At 68.2% G+C, this 18,158-nt stretch carries 16 protein-coding genes, 1 tRNA gene and 1 pseudogene; 11 read left to right on the forward strand and 7 right to left on the reverse strand.

The features are described 5' to 3' along the window. Window positions 1-52 precede the first annotated feature (52 nt). Window positions 53-1,009, forward strand: coding sequence for an LCP family protein (locus tag KQ304_RS05775; protein WP_259736160.1), 957 nt, complete (start codon window positions 53-55; stop codon window positions 1,007-1,009). A gap of 4 nt (window positions 1,010-1,013) precedes the next feature. Here the strand turns inward: KQ304_RS05775 and KQ304_RS05780 are convergent, their stop codons facing one another. Next, a complete protein-coding gene (locus KQ304_RS05780; protein ID WP_399228555.1) occupies window positions 1,014-1,526 on the reverse strand; it encodes a hypothetical protein in 513 nt (170 codons plus the stop codon). A gap of 126 nt (window positions 1,527-1,652) precedes the next feature. Here KQ304_RS05780 and KQ304_RS05785 point away from each other — a divergent pair, with 126 nt between their 5' ends. Next, entirely contained in the window at window positions 1,653-2,648 is a 996-nt protein-coding gene (locus KQ304_RS05785) for a ribose-phosphate pyrophosphokinase (RefSeq protein ID WP_259736162.1), read from the forward strand. 62 nt (window positions 2,649-2,710) lie between these two features. Next, on the forward strand, window positions 2,711-3,958 hold the full coding sequence (locus KQ304_RS05790) for a glycoside hydrolase family 10 protein (protein WP_259736163.1): 1,248 nt from the start codon (window positions 2,711-2,713) through the stop codon (window positions 3,956-3,958). Here the strand turns inward: KQ304_RS05790 and pepN are convergent. The 4 genes from pepN to KQ304_RS05810 form a co-directional block, all read right to left on the reverse strand. Then, the gene (gene pepN, locus KQ304_RS05795) at window positions 3,928-6,648 is read right to left on the reverse strand and encodes an aminopeptidase N (protein ID WP_259736164.1); all 2,721 of its coding nucleotides are present in this window, start codon (window positions 6,646-6,648) and stop codon (window positions 3,928-3,930) included. The genes KQ304_RS05790 and pepN overlap by 31 nt on opposite strands. A gap of 40 nt (window positions 6,649-6,688) precedes the next feature. Then, window positions 6,689-7,174 carry a hypothetical protein gene (locus tag KQ304_RS05800; RefSeq protein ID WP_259736165.1) on the reverse strand — a complete coding sequence of 162 codons (486 nt, stop codon included), beginning with the start codon at window positions 7,172-7,174 and terminating at the stop codon, window positions 6,689-6,691. Between the two features lie 128 nt (window positions 7,175-7,302). Continuing rightward, window positions 7,303-7,716, reverse strand: coding sequence for a cAMP phosphodiesterase (locus KQ304_RS05805; protein WP_259736166.1), 414 nt, complete (start codon window positions 7,714-7,716; stop codon window positions 7,303-7,305). 33 nt (window positions 7,717-7,749) lie between these two features. Beyond that, the gene (locus KQ304_RS05810) at window positions 7,750-8,331 is read right to left on the reverse strand and encodes a hypothetical protein (RefSeq protein ID WP_259736167.1); all 582 of its coding nucleotides are present in this window, start codon (window positions 8,329-8,331) and stop codon (window positions 7,750-7,752) included. 118 nt (window positions 8,332-8,449) lie between these two features. Here KQ304_RS05810 and KQ304_RS05815 point away from each other — a divergent pair. Together KQ304_RS05815 and KQ304_RS05820 are read left to right on the forward strand one after the other, a co-directional pair. Continuing rightward, a pseudogene (locus KQ304_RS05815) lies at window positions 8,450-9,624 on the forward strand (histidine kinase). A 50-nt stretch (window positions 9,625-9,674) separates the two neighbouring features. After that, a tRNA-Glu gene (locus tag KQ304_RS05820) sits at window positions 9,675-9,747 on the forward strand. Window positions 9,748-9,874: 127 nt separating this feature from the next. Here the strand turns inward: KQ304_RS05820 and KQ304_RS05825 are convergent. Continuing rightward, entirely contained in the window at window positions 9,875-10,345 is a 471-nt protein-coding gene (locus tag KQ304_RS05825) for an SRPBCC family protein (RefSeq protein ID WP_259736169.1), read from the reverse strand. A 249-nt stretch (window positions 10,346-10,594) separates the two neighbouring features. Between KQ304_RS05825 and KQ304_RS05830 the strand changes: the two genes are divergently transcribed. From KQ304_RS05830 to KQ304_RS05855, 6 genes are all read left to right on the forward strand, one after another. Next, entirely contained in the window at window positions 10,595-11,746 is a 1,152-nt protein-coding gene (locus KQ304_RS05830; RefSeq protein WP_259736170.1) for a phycobilisome linker polypeptide, read from the forward strand. A 174-nt stretch (window positions 11,747-11,920) separates the two neighbouring features. Then, window positions 11,921-13,444: a glucose-6-phosphate dehydrogenase gene (gene zwf, locus KQ304_RS05835; protein ID WP_259736171.1), complete on the forward strand. Its 1,524-nt coding sequence runs from the start codon at window positions 11,921-11,923 to the stop codon at window positions 13,442-13,444. 44 nt (window positions 13,445-13,488) lie between these two features. Beyond that, complete coding sequence (locus KQ304_RS05840; protein ID WP_259736172.1) at window positions 13,489-14,775, forward strand: glucose-6-phosphate dehydrogenase assembly protein OpcA; 1,287 nt, start codon at window positions 13,489-13,491, stop codon at window positions 14,773-14,775. 20 nt (window positions 14,776-14,795) lie between these two features. Next, entirely contained in the window at window positions 14,796-16,268 is a 1,473-nt protein-coding gene (locus KQ304_RS05845; RefSeq protein ID WP_259736173.1) for a cobyrinate a,c-diamide synthase, read from the forward strand. Beyond that, entirely contained in the window at window positions 16,250-16,519 is a 270-nt protein-coding gene (locus tag KQ304_RS05850; protein WP_259736174.1) for an acylphosphatase, read from the forward strand. Before KQ304_RS05845 ends, KQ304_RS05850 begins: the two co-directional genes overlap by 19 nt. Window positions 16,520-16,655: 136 nt before the next feature. Then, window positions 16,656-17,342, forward strand: coding sequence for a GAP family protein (locus KQ304_RS05855; protein WP_259736175.1), 687 nt, complete (start codon window positions 16,656-16,658; stop codon window positions 17,340-17,342). Here KQ304_RS05855 and KQ304_RS05860 read toward each other — a convergent pair. Beyond that, window positions 17,339-18,158, reverse strand: an 820-nt coding sequence (locus KQ304_RS05860; protein WP_259736176.1) for an ATP-binding domain-containing protein, incomplete at its 5' end; no start/stop codon positions are given. The genes KQ304_RS05855 and KQ304_RS05860 overlap by 4 nt on opposite strands.

Raw genomic sequence — 18,158 nt, forward strand, 5'->3', positions numbered from 1 at the left:
GGCCTGAAGCAGCTGAGTCAAAGTGAGGGGAATCCCCCAGGCCCATCCAGTCGTGGCAGGCAAGCCCAGATCAGACAAGAACCGGCGAAAGCCGCCCTGGACGCGGCTGGCGGGGCTGGGCCTCGGTGTCCTGGCTTTGGTGGCCTCGGTGGGCCTGATCGATCTGCTCTGGCCAGCCAGGGATCAGAGCCTGAGCAGCGAGGAGCAAAGCGGCGAGGCCGTCCCCCTGGCCAGCCCCCCCTCACGGCCGATCACCGTGCTGCTGATCGGCAGCGACGCCGATCGCCTCGCCGCCGCCAGCAACGGCGCGGCCCCCGCCGGGGCCGCCAACAGCGACACCCTGCTGCTGCTGAGGGTGGATCCCGCCGGCCCTCTGCAAATCCTCGCCATCCCCACCGAACTGGCGGTGAAGGTGCCCGGGCAGACAAGCGTTCAGCCCCTGGGGTCCCTGTTCAAGCAGGGGGGGCCAGCCCTGACCGCCGGAGCGGTGGCCGAACTGGTGGGCCTCGATCCCGGCCAGCCGGAGCGCTACGTGGTGCTGCCGCGCTCGGCCCTGCGCGAGCTGGTGGACGGCCTGGGGGGACTGGAGGTGAACCTGGATCAGCCCCTCACCTACAAGGACAAGAGCCAGGCGTACAGCATCGATCTGCAGGCCGGGCTGCAGCGCCTCAAGGGTGTCCAGGTGGAGCAGCTGGTGCGCTACCGCAACAAGGCCGAGGGGGAGGAAGGCCGTCGGGCGCGGCAGCAGAGGGTGGTGACGCAGCTGGCGAGCGAGCTGGTGAGACCCCAGCAATGGGCCCAGTTGCCGGAACGCTGGCAGCGGCTCACCTCCCAACTCGACACCAATCTCAGCCAGGGGGAGGCCCTGAGTCTGATCACGGCCGGCCTGCGTCAGCAGAAGCCATTGCGTTACAGCCAGCTCCCGCTGGAGCCTCCGGCCAAGCCGGACCAGGCCCTGCGCGAGATCAGCAGCAAAGCCCCCACGCCCCTGTGGCCGGCAAAGCCCTGAGGCGCTATTTCGCTTCAGCGGCGATCCGGTCCCAGCGCTGTTTCAGGCTCAGGGCCAGCACCTGATCGGCGTCTGTGCCTGTGCCCTGGGCCAGGCAGCCCAGCCAGGGAAGCCCATCGCGGCGGCGCGCTTCGGGATCGAAGCTCCCCCCCCACTGAATCAGGCCCAGGAGGGGCACATTGCAGCACTGCAGCAGGGCGGTGCTGGCCGAGGGCAGGCCCCCATCCGCCTGGTGGTCCTCGATCAGCAGCACCGTCGGCTGGCGCCAGGCCCCCAGCAGCTCCGACCAGCGTCCGCCCCAGGGCTGAAAGCGCCCTGGATCCTGGGGCAGCGGCACCAGCCAGGAACCATCACGACCCAGCAGCTCGGCCATCAACGCGTCCACCCCCGCCTGCGCCCGCTGATCCGTGGCCGCCTGCAGCGGCGGCAGGGCACTGACTCCGATCAAGGCGGCCAGCCGGCCGGCAGCCGGCTCCACGCCAGAGGCGGCCGCGGCCGCCGCGGCCCCCACCAGCACCAGGCGCAACGGCGGAGTTGAGGCTGTGGCGATGGGGGATGTCCCCGCTGCCTTCATCATTGTTTACCTTCAATGGGCCGGGAGGCTTCTACCATCGGGCTCCAGCCCTGCTCGCTCACGCCCGCCGTGACCAGTTTCTTGACTGCTGAACGGGTGGAGCAGGACAGCAAGCCCCATGACACCCGCCGTCTGCGCCTGTTCAGCGGCACCTCCAACCCCGCCCTGGCCCACGAGATCGCCAGCTATCTCGGCGTGCCCGATGGTCCGAGGGTGATCAAGCGCTTCGCCGACGGCGAGCTCTACATCCAGATCCAGGAGTCAATTCGCGGCTGCGATGTCTTCCTGATCCAGCCCACCTGCGCTCCGGTGAACGATCACCTGATGGAGCTGCTGATCATGGTGGACGCCTGCCGCCGGGCCTCCGCCCGCCAGATCACGGCGGTGATCCCTTACTACGGCTACGCCCGCGCCGACCGCAAGACCGCCGGGCGGGAGTCGATCACCGCCAAGCTGGTGGCCAACCTGCTGGCCCAGTCGGGCGTCGATCGGGTGCTGGCGATGGACCTGCACTCCGCGCAGATCCAGGGCTATTTCGACATCCCCTGCGATCACATCTACGGATCACCGGTGCTGGTCGACTACCTCTCCGCCCGCGACCTGGGCGAGATGGTGGTGGTGTCCCCCGATGTGGGCGGTGTGGCGCGGGCGCGGGCCTTCGCCAAGCGCATGCACGATGCCCCTCTGGCGATCATCGACAAGCGCCGATCGGATCACAACGTGGCCGAAAGCCTCACCGTGATCGGCGATGTGGCCGGCAAAACGGCGGTGCTGATCGACGACATGATCGACACCGGCGGCACCATCTGTCAGGGGGCACGTCTGCTGCGGCGCGAGGGAGCCAGGCGGGTGCTGGCCTGTGCCACCCATGCCGTCTTCTCACCGCCGGCGATCGAGCGCCTCTCGGAGCCGGGACTGCTGGAGGAAGTGCTGGTGACCAACAGCATCCCGATCAGCGACGAGCGCAGCTTCCCCCAGCTGAAAGTGCTGTCCGTGGCCAAAATGCTCGGCGAAGCCATCTGGCGCATCCACGAAGAGAGCTCGGTGAGCTCGATGTTCCGCTGAGTCAGAGGCTCCGCTGAGCCCTGCCACCAGCCCCTGTCCCCTCGCCCACGCCCCCCATCCTGTTGCCTCGCCCCACGTCTCCTGGTCTGAGCGGGCCACTCCCCCGCCGCGTCCGCCTGAAGCGGACCCTGCCGGCCCTGGCCACCGTGCTGTTCACCTCCTGTCTGCAGGCCGTGGGCAGCCTGCCGGCCCTGGCCGCCAGCCAGCGGGTGGGGGTCTGGCTCACCAACAGCCCCAGCCCCCTCTACTACGACGCCAACTTGATCGAGAAGACGGTGGGCGAACTCGATGCCGCCGGCTTCAACACCCTCTATCCCAACGTCTGGAGCCGGGGTTACACCTTCCATCGCAGCCGCTACGCGCCGATGGAGCCGAAGCTGCAGCAGGTGAATGCCTCCCTCGACCCCATCTGCCGCCTCACCAAGGCCGGCCAGCGGCGCGGCATGAAGGTGATTCCCTGGTTCGAGTACGGCCTGATGGAGCCGGCCGACGCCGAAGTGGTGCGCCGCCATCCCGAATGGGTGCTGAAACGCAGCGACGGCTCCACCCTCTATGCCATGCATGGAGCCAACCTCAAGACCTCACCGCTCAAGGACCTGCGGGTGTGGCTGAATCCGGCCCATCCCGGGGTGCGAGAGCGGGTGATCGGCCTGATCGGTGAGATCGTGCAGCGCTGCGGCGTAGACGGGATCCAGCTCGATGACCACTTCGCCTGGCCGGTGGAGCTGGGCTACGACACCTACACCCGCGCCCTGTTCCGCCAGGAGAAGGGCCGCGAACCTCCCCGCGACTACAACAACCGTGAGTGGATGACCTGGCGGCGCCAGAAGCTCACCGGGCTGCTGCGGGAGTTGCGAGCCACGATGCAGAAGGAGCGCAGCGGCGCGGTGATCAGCCACTCGCCAGGGCCATTCCGCTTCGCGTACAACCACTGGCTGCAGGACTGGGAGATCTGGGCCCTGGGCCAGCTGGTGGACGAGCTGGTGGTGCAGAACTACGCCTTCTCCGTGGCCGGGTTCACCAAGGACCTCGACCAGTCGGCTCTGGTGAAGGCCCGGCGCTGGGGCATGCCTGTGCAGATCGGTGTGCTGGCGGGCTTCGGTGGTCGCACCACGTCTTCACCGGTGCTGGAGAAGAAGGTGCAGCAGGTGGCCAAACGGGGCCTGGGGGTGATTTATTTCTATTGGGAAGGCCTCTGGGGCACCTACGCAGGGCCCGAAGGACCCGGAGCGCGCCGGGCCTCATTCCAGCGCCTGCACAGGTCCCTCTACCCGGATCCCTACCCCAGCAGCTCCCGTCCCAGGCTCTGACCCAGCACCTCCCGGGTGTTGGCCGAAAGGCCGGCCCCAGCCAGCTGCTCCATCGCCTCCCGCATCCGCTCACCCCGCTGGGGGGCATAGCTCTGCCAGCGGCTGAAGACCTTGGCCAGGCGTGAGGCGGTGATCGGATTGCGCTGATCGAGCTGGGCGATCTGCTCAGCCAGGAAGCGGTAGCCACTGCCATCGGCGGCATGGAACACCGGCGTGTTGGCCACGAGGCCACCCAGCACGGCCCGCACGGAGTTGGGGGCCGCCGGGTCGTAGCGGGGATGGGCCAGCAGGGCCTCCACCCGCTGCAGCCCATCGGCGAAGGGAGCGGAGGCCTCCAGGCTGAACCAGGCATCGAGAATCACCGGCTTCTGCTGCCAGCGTCCGTAGAACGCCGCCATCGCCCGCTCCCGTTCGCTGCTGGCCAAGGGCTGCAGGGCCCGCAGTCCGGCCCGCGCCAGGGTCATGGAGGGACCTTCCACGGCGTCGGCGGCTTCGGCCATCACCGCCCCGTCGCCTGCAGCCGCGCGCCAGGCCCAGACCAGTCCTGTGAGCTGCCGGTCGCCCACGCCCTCAGGCCAGGGCAGACCCCACTGGGGCCGGCAACGCTCGAGGCAATCGGCCAGGGGTGCGGCCAGGGCCTGGCCGAAACGGGTCTGCAGAGCCCTGATCGCCCCGAAGAGCGCCGGTGGATCCGGCTGTTCGCTGGCCGCCTCCAGTTCAGCCAGACCCGGCATCGAGAGCAGGGCGCAGCGGTTGCCGTCGCTGAGGGTGCCCTCCACCAGGATCCGCCCGAAGGCGGCCACCAGGCCGTCTTCGAGGGCCTCATCGGGAGCTCCTGCCGCGCGGCGCAGCAACACCTGGCGCAGCAGGTCCTGGCCGGCATCCCAGCGGGCCAGCGGCTCACCATCGCTGCTGAGCAGATGCAGCAGCTCCGTGATCGGGCGCCGGAACTCCAGCTGCACCGGAGCGGAGAAGCGGCGCAGCAACGACAGGGCCGGCGGGTGGCTGTGGGGCTCAAAGCCCTCGAAGACCACGGTCTGCTCGGCCTGATCGATCACCAGCAGCCGCGTCTGCGGCCCCCAGGGATGCCCCAGGCTGGCGGCCTCGGCGCTGGCCGTGGTTTCACCGGGGCGTTGCAGCCGCAGGGGCTCACCGGCCTGGTCCACCGCCCCCAGCGCCAGGGGGATCACCAGCGGTAGCTTCTCGCTCTGCCCCGGGGTGGGCGGGGTGTGCTGGCGGATGGTCAGGGTCAGGCGGCCCTGATCCTCATCCCAGTGGCGCTCCAGTTCCAGCCGTGGCGTGCCCGCCTGGTGATACCAGCGGCGGAACTGCTCGAAGCTGAAGGGGCTCCACTCACGCGTGCCGGCAACCCCCGCCGCCGCGGCGGCATCCTGCATGGCCGCAACGAAGTCGTCGCAGGTGGCGGCGGTGCCGTCGTGGCGCTGCACGTAGGTGGCCATGCCACGCATGAAGGTATCCGGACCCAGCAGAGTGTGCAGCATGCGGATCACCTCCGCACCCTTTTCATAGATGGTGGTGGTGTAGAAGTTGTCGATCGCCTGGTAGTGATCAGGCTGAACCGGATGTGCGGTGGGGCCGGCATCTTCGCGGAACTGGGTGTTGCGCAGCATCGCCACATCCTCGATCCGCTTCAGCGCCGGTGCATGCAGATCAGCCGTGAAACTCTGGTCTCTGAACACGGTGAGTCCCTCCTTGAGGGAGAGCTGGAACCAGTCGCGGCAGGTGATGCGATTGCCCGTCCAGTTGTGGAAATACTCATGGGCGATCACACTTTCGATCCGCTCCAGTTCGCCATCGGTGGCCGTTTCGGCATCGGCGAGCACCAGCTTGGAGTTGAAGATATTGAGGCTCTTGTTCTCCATCGCGCCCATGTTGAAATGACGCACGGCCACGATGTTGTACTCATCGAGGTCGTATTCCAGGCCGTAGACCCGCTCATCCCAGGCCATCGAGCGCTGCAGCGAGCGCATGGCATGGGCCGTGTAGGGCGCATCGCCGGGCTCCACATGCAGACGCAGCTGCACCGTGCGGCCACTGGCGGTGGTGAAGCTGTCGCGCACCTCCTCCAGCACCCCGGCCACCAGGGCGAACAGATAGGAGGGCTTGGGGAAGGGATCGTCCCAGATCACGTAGTGGCGCTCCGCCTCGCCGGCCGCAGCCGGCAGGGGGCCCTGCTCGATGCAGTTGCCGTTGGAGAGCAGCACGGGAAAGGCCGCGCGCTCGGCCTCGATGCGCACCCGGAACAGGCTGAGCACATCGGGGCGATCGGGATGGAGGGTGATACGACGGAACCCCTCCGCTTCGCACTGGGTGGTCACCATGCCGCCGCTGGCATAGAGCCCCTCAAGGCTGGTGTTGACGCGGGGCTGCAGGCGCACTGCGCTGGTGAGGCGGAACGGCTGCGAGGGAGTGTCCGTGAGGATGTAGGCGTCGCCATCGCGCCCGATCTGGTCAAGCGCCAGCGGCCGGCCGTCGAGGCTGAGGGAAAGCAACTCCAGACCCTCGCCACGCAGCAGCAGCGGCTCACTGCTGCCGCCACCGGCGCCAAGGGGCACCAGCTGCAGCGTCGACTCCACCAGAGCCTCCTCGCCGAGAAGGCGCACCGTCAGGTCGGTGCGCTCAAGCCGGTAGGGGTAGGGCCGATAGTCGGCCAGCCGCACGACGCTCATCAGGCGAGGGGGAGAAGACCCCCTGATCCTGGCGCCCCGCTCACCAGGGCAGTGGCCCCCGGCCCTGGCCGGTGTTGCAGCCCACCTGCGATCCCAGCAGGGCACCGAGGGGCACCGCCCAGGTGCGGCCGCTATCCCGGGAGGCGGCATAGCCGAGGCCACCGCCGAGCACCCCACCCACCAGTCGGCCGATCGAGCAGCGCTGCTGCAGCATCTGGGCTTCCTCCCAGGTGCTGGGCACCGGCTGGCCGAAGCGGTCGCCGCCAGTGGGCAGCTGACTGTTGTAGTCCTGGTAGGGAGCAGGCGGCCAGTTGCGGACTGGAGTCACAGCGGAAGCGCCGTTGCGGGACACAGGAAAACGATCGATGGGAATCCGGTACCCCTGGTTGCGCTGATAGCCCTGATACCCCCGGGAAAAGTCTTGAGCGGAGGCGGCGGAGGGCAGCACCAGGGAGGGCAGCAGGACGGTGAGGCCGCAGACCCCGGCAGCGAGCAGCAGGGGGAGCCGGCGAGTGGAGACGGTCATGGCGATCAAGCTGGAGGACAGCCCCGAAGGGATGCCATCAGCAAAGCCGCCAGGACCGCCTGAACTGCAACTGGGAATGGGGCCGACTGTGTCCGGATGCGTCCGCCGCAGACCAGCCGCCCGTGGACCTAGCGACCGCCCTGCTGCTTGAGGGCGTCAGTGACCTGCTTGACCACCGCGGCCGGCACCTCCTTGGGACAGAGCTCGACGGCACCGATCACCGCGGAATTCACCGAACCACGGCGCAGCTCTTCAATCGTGAGGGCCTTGGCACCCACCTGCTTGATCAGGCCGTCGTGCTGACCCTGGATCAGTTGGGCAATGGTTTCGCCGGCGATGCCCGCGGCCTTGTCGAACTCAACGCCGGCGCCCCGGGCAATGCAGACATTGACGGCGGCAATCCTGGTGTACAGCGACATCTCGCTTTCACTGGCGGGTGCCGCCTGGGCGGGCGTGGCTCCGGCAACGGCGGGAATGATCAGAGCAGCCAGCAACAGGAACCGGCGGAAGCGGTGCGTGAGGCGCAAGGAGAGCATGTTCATCAGACCCCATGCTGATGCACCGGGGCACGAACTTCAATCCGCAGGCAGCGGATCCCCCGGCCCCTCCAGGCGGATCTCATGGTGCGTCTCACTGATATCAAGTTCACCGTCACGCCAGGAGAAGATCGAGCAGGCCCGGATGCGGTCCTGATCAATCAGGCGGACGTGCTGCTGAATGTCCCAGTGCTGATGCTGCGACTCGAAGATCAGCTGGTGCTCATCCACCTGGCGGATCTGGGAGCGCATCGGCTGCTCCACGAGGTATCCCTGGCTGCGGCGCAACTGATGACCGCAGAGGTAGGCATCAAGTCGGCCCTCGCTCTGGTACTGGGGTTTGCGCCCATAGAAGCCATAATCCCGCTCCGGTGTCCAGCTGAAGCGGTAGGCCGCCTCCCCCTCCACTGGCCGCTCATAGGTTTCGATCCGCAGCAGCAGGTCGAGGCGCAGGGCCTCCTCCTCGCCCCGGAAGAAATAGAGACGGCGGGAGCGCCAGAGGCCGAGGTTGCGCGAGAACCAGCGGCGCAGGTTGCTGTCCAGCTGGATGCGGCTTCCCTGGGGGTCCCGCCGCGACGGTCCGGACGGGTCCAGCGGCACCCGCTCGGTGGATGGAGTCATGGGGAGGGGGATCTGCGGAAGGTCGAGCAACAGCCTTGTCATAGCCATCTCCCGGCCCAGCGATGGGCGCCATAGGGTGAGCACCACGATTTCGCCAGCCATCACGGTGCCCGAAGCGGTGAAAGCCGACCCCGGCAACAGCAAGGGCAATCCACCCGCCAGGCGACGCCCCCTGAAACTGCTGCTGGTGGCAGCCCCGCACCATCTGGCTTCCGCCGATCTGGGCGGAGTGCTGCACTATCTCGAAACTGGCGACTGCGGCTTTGAGGTGGCGCTCGAGCTGGCCGACCCGGCCCTGCGCCCTGAGCTGCTGGAGCTGCATCGCCTGGTGGCCACCCCCGCCCTGGTGAAGCTGGAGCCACCCCCCCGCCAGGTGCTGGCGGGGAATGCGGTGCTGGAGCAGCTGAAGGGCTGGCTGCCGCGCTGGCAGCAGCTGGAGATGGTCAGCGATCTGGGCATGAGCCTGCGGCCGGCCGAAATGGATGGCAGCCGCTCCCAGCGGGAGCTGCAACTGGAGGATCAGGTGCTGGTGCTGCGCCAGGAGAACGAAACCCTGATCGAGCGCCTGCGGGTTCAAGAGAGGCTGCTGCGCATGGTGGCCCACGAGCTGCGCACTCCTCTCACCGCCGCGAAACTGGCCCTGCAGAGCCTCCAGCTCGGCCACATCAACAACACCCGCTGCCGGGATGTGCTCGACCGCCGCCTCGATGACATCGAGCACCTCTCCAAGGATCTGCTGGAGGTGGGCACCACCCGCTGGGAGGCCCTGTTCAACCCCCAGCGGCTCGACCTGGCTCCGGTGGCCGCCGAAGCCATCCTGGAGCTGGAAAAGCTGTGGGTGGGACGGACCCTCCAGCTGATCACCGACATCCCCGCCGATCTGCCTGATGTCTTCGCCGACCAGCGGCGCATGCGCCAGGTGCTGCTGAACCTGCTGGAAAACGCACTGAAATACACCCCGGATGAGGGCGAAGTGACCCTTTCACTGCTGCATCGCACCAGCCAATGGGTGCGGGTGAGTATCTGCGATACCGGCCCAGGAATTCCCAGGGGCGAGCAGGAGCGGATCTTCCTGGAGCGGGTCCGACTCCCCCAGACCTCCAGCACCACCTCCGGCTTCGGCGTGGGCCTCTCGGTCTGCCGTCGCATCGTTGAAGTGCATGGCGGGCGGATCTGGGTGGTCTCCGAACCCGGAGAGGGAGCCTGCTTCCACTTCACCGTCCCGGTGTGGTCAGGGCAGAGCGCTCCCAGCCAGGTCGTCTCTCCTTGACGAAGGGACACTCCGACCCGTAGCGTCCACACAACGGAGACGGCGCCTGAAAACGCTCTTGCTCCGTGGCCTCGCCCCCATCGTCTAGAGGCCTAGGACACCTCCCTTTCACGGAGGCGACAGGGGTTCGAATCCCCTTGGGGGTATCACGTTCAGCTTTCATTGGCCACGGACTGAATCAGTCCATGGGATCGCAAGATTGTGGCCTTTGATCAGCAGCAGGCTCGGATCAAAAGGGCTGGTGAGGTTAATCCTGAGCCAGTGGGCAATCAGTCAGGCCAGACTGGAGCGGCGCAGAGCTTCCCGCTGTACGGCGCGCAGATTGGCGGCTAGGTCCTCGCGCAGGCGCTGCTCGATCAGCCCGATCGGCATGCCCTGACGTCCCTGAACGGTGAGTTCGTAGAGCAGGCGCGAACCAGTGGGTTCACCCCAGACCTGCCAGGCCCCCTCAAAACGACGGAAATCTCCCTGGCGCATGCTGAAACTGAGCAGGCCATCGTCATGGTGCTCACGCAGCTCCAGCTCGACGCGGGCACTGAAGCGCAGGCCGCAGAACTGCTGACAGCCCACCTGCTCCAGGCCCACGATGTTGCCCCGGCGCCAGAGCAGACGGGAGGTGGAGAGGTTGGGGATGAAGCGGCTGAGGTTCTCGTAATCGGTGAGAACAGTCCAGATCTGCTGGGGGGGAAGCTCCAGGCGCAACTGAACCGCCAGGCGCCGCGCGCCCTGGGGCAGACGCTCCATGTCCTGCTGGATCGTGTCCAGTGAACAGGTGTCCTGGCCGCTGGGAAGGCCCTGGATGGCGGGGGTTGTCAGAACCGAAAGCTGCGCCAATGGGGGGACACGAGTGATTCGGGGCAAGCCGGATCGATCCAGCCGAAGCCAAACCTAACCGCATCGGACGGTTCCCAGTGCGGAAAGGCCCACGCTCCAGCGGGCCCAGACCGTAGGCGTTGCCTATGATCAGGCCGGTTTTCCGGAGTTTGAGGGTTCATGCGCATCTCGACCGCAGCGCTTCGTCAGTCCGATGCCCGGATGTTCACCCTTGTGGTGCAGGGCCTCAAAGCGGCTGGAACGCGCACGGCGGAGCGTTGCTTCAGCATCCCTCTCTCCCAAATGCAGACCACCCTGCGCATGATCAATCAGCAGGGCGGACGTCTGCTCTCGGTCACCCCCACTGACCAGGTCTCGGCCTCTCCCGCGCCCGCCCCATCCGCTGCCAACGCCGCCCCAGCTCCCGTGACCACCCCCGTCAAGCACGAAGCACCCCCCGTCAACCTCTACAAGCCAAAGGATCCCTACTTCGGCACCGTGCTCGGAAACTATTCCCTGCTGGCCGAAGGGGCGATCGGCCGGGTCAATCACATCACCTTTGATCTCTCCGAGGGCAACCTCCACTACGTGGAGGGCCAGAGCATCGGCATCATTCCCGATGGTGTCGACAGCAACGGCAAGCCCAACAAGTTGCGCCTCTATTCGATCGCCAGCACCCGCCACGGCGACAACCTCGAAGCCAAGACCGTTTCCCTTTGCGTCCGCCAGCTGCAGTACGAAAAGGACGGTGAAACGATCTACGGCGTCTGCTCCAGCTTTCTCTGCGACATCGAACCCGGAGCCAAGGTGAAGATCACCGGACCGGTGGGCAAGGAAATGCTGCTCCCGCCCGATGAAGACGCCAATGTGATCATGCTGGCCACCGGCACCGGCATTGCGCCGATGCGGGCCTACCTGCGCCGCATGTTCGACGCCGGCGAGCGGGCCAAGAACCCCGCCTATCAGTTCCGTGGCAAGGCGTGGCTGATCATGGGCGTTCCCACCACCCCGAACCTGCTCTACGAAGAGGATCTTCAGGCCTATCAGGCTGAGTTCCCCGACAACTTCCGCTACACCAAAGCGATCAGTCGTGAGCAGCAGAATCCCAGCGGCGGCCGGATGTACATCCAGGACCGTGTGGCTGAGCACGGTGAAGAGATCTTCACCATGATCGAAGATCCCAAGACTCACGTCTACATGTGCGGTCTGCGGGGCATGGAGCCCGGCATCGATGAAGCCATGAGCAAGGCCGCTGAAGCCAAGGGCCTCAACTGGTCGGAACTGCGCCCCCAGCTCAAAAAAGCCGATCGCTGGCACGTCGAGACCTATTGAATCGGCGCCTTCCGGGCAGGTCGCTCCCCAGCGGCTTCCTGCTCGATCCAGCTTCAGCCCGCCTCTGTGGCGGGCTTTTTTTTTGCCGAAATCAGCACAGAGGGGAACCGCCCCTGCCCTTTGCTGGGTGTTCCCCGCTTTCGTGGGTAAACCAGTGTCACCAGCCGCACCTCCATGACCGTCACGCTCACCAATCCACTGAGGGTCGGGCTTCGCCAGGAGCGTGTGGTGTCGCCCCAGTGCCTGGTGATTTTTGGCGCCAGTGGCGATCTCACCCACCGCAAGCTCGTACCCGCCCTGTTCGAGCTGTTCCGCCAGCGGCGGCTACCCACCGAATTCGCCGTGCTGGGCTGCGCCCGGCGCCCCTGGAGCGACGAGGACTTCCGCGGCCACATGGCCGAAGCTCTCGGCGATCTGGTTCATGAGCACCGCGGTGCCTGGGACCAGTTCGCCGCCGGCCTCTTCTACGAGCCGGTGGACCTGCAGCAACCCGAGCACCTGGTGCGGCTGGCCCAGCGGCTGGAGGTGATCGACCGCCAGCGCGCCACCCGCAGCAACCGCACCTTCTACCTCTCGGTGTCGCCGAAGTTCTACGGCAGCGGTTGCAGCGCCCTGGCCGCGGCCGGGCTGCTCAGCGATCCCGAGCGCAGCCGGGTGGTGATCGAGAAGCCCTTCGGCCGCGACTACGGCAGCGCCCAGGAGCTCAACCGGATCGTCCAGGCCAGCGCCAAGGAGAGCCAGGTCTTCCGCATCGACCACTACCTCGGCAAGGAAACGGTCCAGAACATCCTGGTTCTGCGCTTTGCCAACACGATTTTCGAGCCGATCTGGAACCGGAACTACATCGCCAGCGTCGAGATCACCGCCGCTGAGACCGTGGGTGTGGAGGAGCGAGCGGGCTACTACGAAAGCTCCGGCGCCCTGCGGGACATGGTGCAGAACCACCTGACCCAGATGCTGGCGCTCACCACGATGGAGGCCCCGGGGCGCTTTGATCCGGAGGCCATCCGCAACGAAAAGGCCAAGGTGCTGCAATCGGCCCGGCTGGCCGATGAGCTCGAACCCTGGAACTGCTGCGTGCGCGGCCAGTACAGCCCTGGCGGCAGCGCCGAGCGCCCCCTGGCCGGCTACCGCCAGGAACCGGGGGTGAACCCGAACAGCACCACCGAAACCTATGTGGCGATGAAGCTGTTCATCGACAACTGGCGCTGGCAGGGGGTGCCCTTCTACCTGCGCACCGGCAAGCGTCTGCCCAAGCGCATGAGTGAAGTGGTGCTCACCTTCCGCGAGGCCCCGGTGCACCTGTTCGACGCCGCCGGCGGCAGCCCCACCGCCAACCAGCTGATCCTGCGCATCCAGCCCGACGAGGGGGCCGGGTTCCGCTTCGAAGTGAAATCCCCCGGCTCGGGCATGCGCAGCCGTCCGGTGGACATGCACTTCTCCTACGACGAATCCTTCGGTGAACCCTCCGATGAGGGCTACGTTCGCCTGCTCGCCGACGCCATGCTGGGGGATCCCACCCTGTTCACCCGCGGCGACGAGGTGGAGGCCGCCTGGCGGATGTACACCCCCCTGCTGGAGCTGATCGAGGACAGTCCCTGGCAGCTGCCCGTCCACCCCTACGAAGCCCGCACCTGGGGCCCCGCCGCCTCCGACAGCATGCTGGGCCGCGATGGCCTGATGTGGCGTCGCCCCTGACGCGAGCAGCACCGCAAGCACCCCTCCCCTGACGAGCCAAGCCCATGTCCCCCCAGCTCACGCTTCAGGCTCCCGTGGCCCTGCCACCCCCTGAGCTCACCGACTACCTCGACAAGCTCTGGAGTCACGATCTGGAGTCGTCCAGCGGGGCTTCCACCTTCACCCTGCTGGTGTGGCAGCCGGCCTGGGTGGAGCAGCATCTGGTGCGCACCGGGCGTCTGGATGGTCCTGTCACCGGCGTGGTGCGCAGCGAATTGCTCGAGGCCGCGCGCGAAGCCGTGCCTGCCTGCGACCTGCCCCTGAGCATCTCCCCCCTCTCGCCCAAGCTGGCCTGGGCCCTGGGTCAGCAGATCGGCAACCACCCGATCGAAGATCTGCGCGGCCAGCACATCGACTCCGCGATCAGCGCCTTCCAGCCCCGGCGACTGATCACTCTGGCACCCACCCTCAACCACGGCCAGCCCCTGGAAACCCTGGTGGCGGCCTACTGCCCGCTGCCGGGAGAGGGCACGGCCGCGGCCTGCGGCGATGTGGTGGTGCTGCGGGGTGATTTCGGCGCGCTGCAGCAGGGTCTGCAGTTGCTGCAGCCGCTCGTTCCCGCTGATCTGCCCTGCTGGGTGTGGTGGAACGGTTCGCTCGATGAGGCACCGGAACTGCTGGAGGCCCTCGCCGAACCGGGCCGCCGCCTGGTGATCGACACGGCCATGGGCACCCCGCGCCGTTGCCTCGATCTGCTGGAGAGCCGTGTGGCCAGCGGTGGGCCCGTGAACGACCTCAACTGGCTCCGGCAGCGGGCCTGGCGCGAATCGCTGGCCATGGTCTTCGATCCCCCCAGCCGCCGCGATGCCCTCAACCACGTGGTGCAGCTCGACATCGACGTGGAAGGCACCCATCCGGTGCAGGGGTTGTTGCTGGCTGCCTGGATGGCGGACCGCCTTGGCTGGCACTGGGTGGAGAGCCATGCGGCCCCGGGCGATGAGATCCGTGCCGAATTCGAACGCACCGATGGGGTCACCGTTCAGTTCCATCTCACCCCCGTGCCGGTGGGTGTGCCCAGCAGCCATCCGGGCAGCGTCGTCGGGCTGCGCCTGATCTGCAAACCGCCCGGCCGTCAGGCCCTCTGCGTGATCCTCTGCTCGGAATCGGGCGGTTGCATGCGCCTGGAGGCCGGCGGCATGGCCCGCATGGAGCTGGCCGAAGAAGTGGTGCCCATGGGCCACGCCACCGATGAATGGGAGATGGCCCGGCTGCTGGGCGGTGGTCACGATTCCACCAATCCCCTGCTGGCCACCGCCGCGCCCCTGGCTGCCAAACTGCTGCCCAACGCCTGACGGCCTGGGGCCTCGATGCCATGGCCTGCCTGATCGCCGCCCCCTGCAGCGGCAGCGGCAAGACTCTTCTGAGCCTTTCCCTCAGCGCCCTGCTGCGCCGAGGCGGGGCCAGTGTTCAGGTCTTCAAGGTGGGGCCCGACTACCTCGACCCCCAGCTGCTGGGGCGGGTGAGCGGCCGTCCCTGCCGCAACCTCGACCGCCTGCTCTGCGGGCAGGAGTGGCTGGAGCGGGCCTTCCACTGGTGGGGCCATCAGGCCGACCACTGCCTGGTGGAGGGGGTGATGGGTCTCTTTGACGGCCGCGGACCCAGCGCCGAGGGCAGTTCCGCCGAGGTGGCCAGCCTGCTGGGGCTGCCGGTGGTGCTGGTGGTGGAAGCCAGCCGCCAGACGGGCTCCCTGGCCGCCCTGGTGCGGGGCTTCCGCGATCACCAGCCGGGGCTGGAGCTGGCCGGAGTGGTGCTCAACGGCGTGAGCACCGAGCGCCATCGGGCCCTGCTCAGCGAGGCCCTCGCCTCGATCGCCATGCCCCTGCTGGGGGCCCTGCCCCGCCACCCCGACCTGAGCCTGCCCTCGCGCCATCTGGGGCTGCTGCCTCCCGATGAACTGCAGGACTTCCAGGCCAGAAGCGGCGAGTGGGCGGCCCTGGCGGAGCGCCATCTGGACCTGGAGCGGCTGCTGCCCCTGCTGGCGCCGCCGCCAGCCCTGAGCAGCGGCGAGGGCAGCGCCCGCGATCCCATCCGCTGGTGCCTGGAGCGCTCCGCGGCGGCACCGTCAGCCGTGGACGTCAAGAGCGGCGCAGAGCTGCCGGTGGCAATCGCCAGCGACGCCGCCTTTCACTTCCGCTATCCGGAAGCCACGGAGCTGCTCACGGCCCTGGGGGTGACTCCCGTTCCCTGGCAGCCCCTGGCGGATCAACCCCTCCCCCGGGGTTGCCGCGGGGTGATTCTGCCGGGGGGCTACCCGGAGCTGCACGCCGCCGAGCTGGCCGCCAGCCAGCGCAGCCAGGGGGAGCTCAGGCGCGCCGCCGCCGCCGGCCTGCCCATCTATGCCGAGTGCGGCGGCCTGCTGCTGCTGGGCCAGCAGCTGGAGGACCCCCAGGGTGAAGCCCATGCCATGGCCGGCCTGCTGCCGTTCAGCGCCCGACGCGGCTCCCTGCAACTGGGCTACCGCCAGGCCACCCCCCTGGGCGACGGCCTGGTGACCCGCCGGGGTGAGCCGCTGAGCGGCCATGAGTTTCATCGCTGGGAGCTGATCGACGCCGTGGTGGACGGCAGCGAACGGCTGTGGCAGCTTGAAGGCTGGGGTTGGGCACCGCGGCAGGAAGGATGGACGACACCGACGCTTCACGCCAGCTGGCTCCACCTCCACTGGGCTGGATGTTCGGCGATCTGCCGGCGGCTGCGCGACGCGGCCGCCCGGGCGAGTCCCCTAGCGCTGGCGACGGCAGCCGGGGGCAACGGGGGGGCAACGCCTCCGTGGAGCGTTGGCGCCTGATCGTGAGTGGCCGGGTCCAGGGGGTGGGCTACCGCCAGGCCTGCTGTCAACGGGCCCAGGCCCTTGGCCTGGGGGGCTGGGTCAGGAACCGCCCCGACGGCCGGGTGGAACTGGAGGCGGAAGGGTGCAGCCAGGTGCTGGAGCAGCTGAGGATCTGGTGTGAATCCGGCCCCGCCGCCGCCCAGGTGAGCAGCGTCAACGCGAGCGTGATTCCGCTGGCCGGTCAAGACTGGTTTGAGGTGCGCCACTGAACATCGAGTCGCCAGCCAGCGCTGAACTGTGGCTGCTGCGCCATGGCGCCACGGCCCGATCCTTGAGCGTGCTCGGCCGGGAGTGGGAGGAACCCGTCATCCTGCGCTGGAACGTTTCCTGCAGCGCCCCCGCCCCATGACCGATGCCACGCTCTGGGCCGAGCTGCTCGCCTACGGCAGCGGCATCAGCCTCAGCCCGATCCACATTGGCCTGCTGCTGCTGCTGCTGCTGGGGCCCGACCCCCTGCGCCGGGGCGGGCTGTTCCTGCTGAGCTGGATCCTGACCATCGCCACAGTGATCACCCTGCTGCTGACCGTGGGCCATGGTCTGCTGCTGACCATGGAGCAGGGCAGCGACCACCGCACCGGCCTGGATCTGATCGGCGCCGGGGCTCTGCTGGCCCTGGGGATCAGGGATCTGCTGCCCACCAAGGCCGGAGGCGAGGAACCCGCCGGCTGGATTCGCCAGCTGGATCGCTTCTGCACCCTGCCCCTGCCCCTGCTGATCGGCGTGAGTGTGGCGATCGAGCTGATCAGCCCCGACGACCTGGTGCTGCTGGCCAAGGGCGCGTCGGCTCTGCTGGCTGCAGGCCTGGGCCGCGGTCAGGAGGTGCTGCTGGCCGGCTTTTTCACCCTGGCGGCCAGCCTGCTGCTGCTGCTGCCCGTGCTGGGGATGGCCCTGGGCCGCGAGCGGATGCTGCCGCTGCTGCAGCGGGGCAAGCAGAGCCTCTACGCCAATGGTGAGCTGGTGATGGGCAGCATCAGCCTGGCCCTGGCCGCCTACCTGGCCTGGCAGGGCATCGAGGGTCTGCAGCTGGCCTAGGTGACCGCCGGCCCCTCGGCCAGGGCCTCCTGCCAGCGACGGCGATCCGTGGCGTCGCCGGGACCACCGGCCAGCCACACCCCGCGCCGGGCCCTGGTCACGGCCACATAGACCAGCTGGCGGCGCAGCCGCAGGTCGGAGGGCCAGAAGACATCGGCAGCGATGAACACCTCCCCGAAGCCGCTCCCCTGGGAGCGATGCACGGTGAGCACCGCGGCCGGCCCCAGGGACGCGAAGGCATCACGCACCAGGAAGTAACGACGCCAGAGGGAGCGGCCCTTGTCCTGGCCCGCCTCCCGGGCCTGGCTGCGCAACGAGGCCAGCACCGCCTCCAGCTGCTGCCGCGCGGCGGTGCCCACCGGCGGCAGCAGCCGCAGGCTCAGGGGGGTCTCGCCGAAGGCCACCTCCACCAGCTGGGTGTCGATCACAGGCGCCTCAGCGACGCCGAATTCGGCCAGATCGCAGCGCTCCGGGGTCACATCCCGCACCAGCAGCTCCCGGTTCGAGGCCAGCACCATGTCCGGCTCCTCGCCGCCCTCGGCCCCCTGGCGGCAGGCGGGCGCCATCACCGCCATGCGGCTGAGCAGCACCTCGCCGGGCAGCACCGGCAGCTGATCGGCCATGGCGCCGTGGATGGCGCGGCGGGCCAGGGGCACCAGTTGCTCCAGGGAGCGGTTGGTGTAGCAGAGGATGCGTGCCTGGTCGGGGTCGTCGCTGGCGGCGGCCCGGCGCAGGGCCGCCTGGGCGGCCGCCAGCCAGGCGCTGCGCTCCAGCACGGCCACATCCCCCTGGGCCGTCTGCCGCTGGGGCCCCACC

The sequence above is a fragment of the Synechococcus sp. CS-1329 genome, assembly GCF_025128055.1.
Lineage (GTDB): Bacteria > Cyanobacteriota > Cyanobacteriia > PCC-6307 > Cyanobiaceae > Regnicoccus_A.

Coding starts and splice junctions, on each gene's coding strand:
- pepN (WP_259736164.1), bottom strand. CDS start 6,648: ATGAGCGTCGTGCGGCTGGCCGACTATCGGCCCTACCCCTACCGGCTT.
- KQ304_RS05800 (WP_259736165.1), bottom strand. CDS start 7,174: ATGACCGTCTCCACTCGCCGGCTCCCCCTGCTGCTCGCTGCCGGGGTC.
- KQ304_RS05805 (WP_259736166.1), bottom strand. CDS start 7,716: ATGAACATGCTCTCCTTGCGCCTCACGCACCGCTTCCGCCGGTTCCTG.
- KQ304_RS05810 (WP_259736167.1), bottom strand. CDS start 8,331: ATGACTCCATCCACCGAGCGGGTGCCGCTGGACCCGTCCGGACCGTCG.
- KQ304_RS05825 (WP_259736169.1), bottom strand. CDS start 10,345: ATGGAGCGTCTGCCCCAGGGCGCGCGGCGCCTGGCGGTTCAGTTGCGC.
- KQ304_RS05830 (WP_259736170.1), top strand. CDS start 10,595: ATGCGCATCTCGACCGCAGCGCTTCGTCAGTCCGATGCCCGGATGTTC.
- zwf (WP_259736171.1), top strand. CDS start 11,921: ATGACCGTCACGCTCACCAATCCACTGAGGGTCGGGCTTCGCCAGGAG.
- KQ304_RS05840 (WP_259736172.1), top strand. CDS start 13,489: ATGTCCCCCCAGCTCACGCTTCAGGCTCCCGTGGCCCTGCCACCCCCT.
- KQ304_RS05845 (WP_259736173.1), top strand. CDS start 14,796: ATGGCCTGCCTGATCGCCGCCCCCTGCAGCGGCAGCGGCAAGACTCTT.
- KQ304_RS05855 (WP_259736175.1), top strand. CDS start 16,656: ATGACCGATGCCACGCTCTGGGCCGAGCTGCTCGCCTACGGCAGCGGC.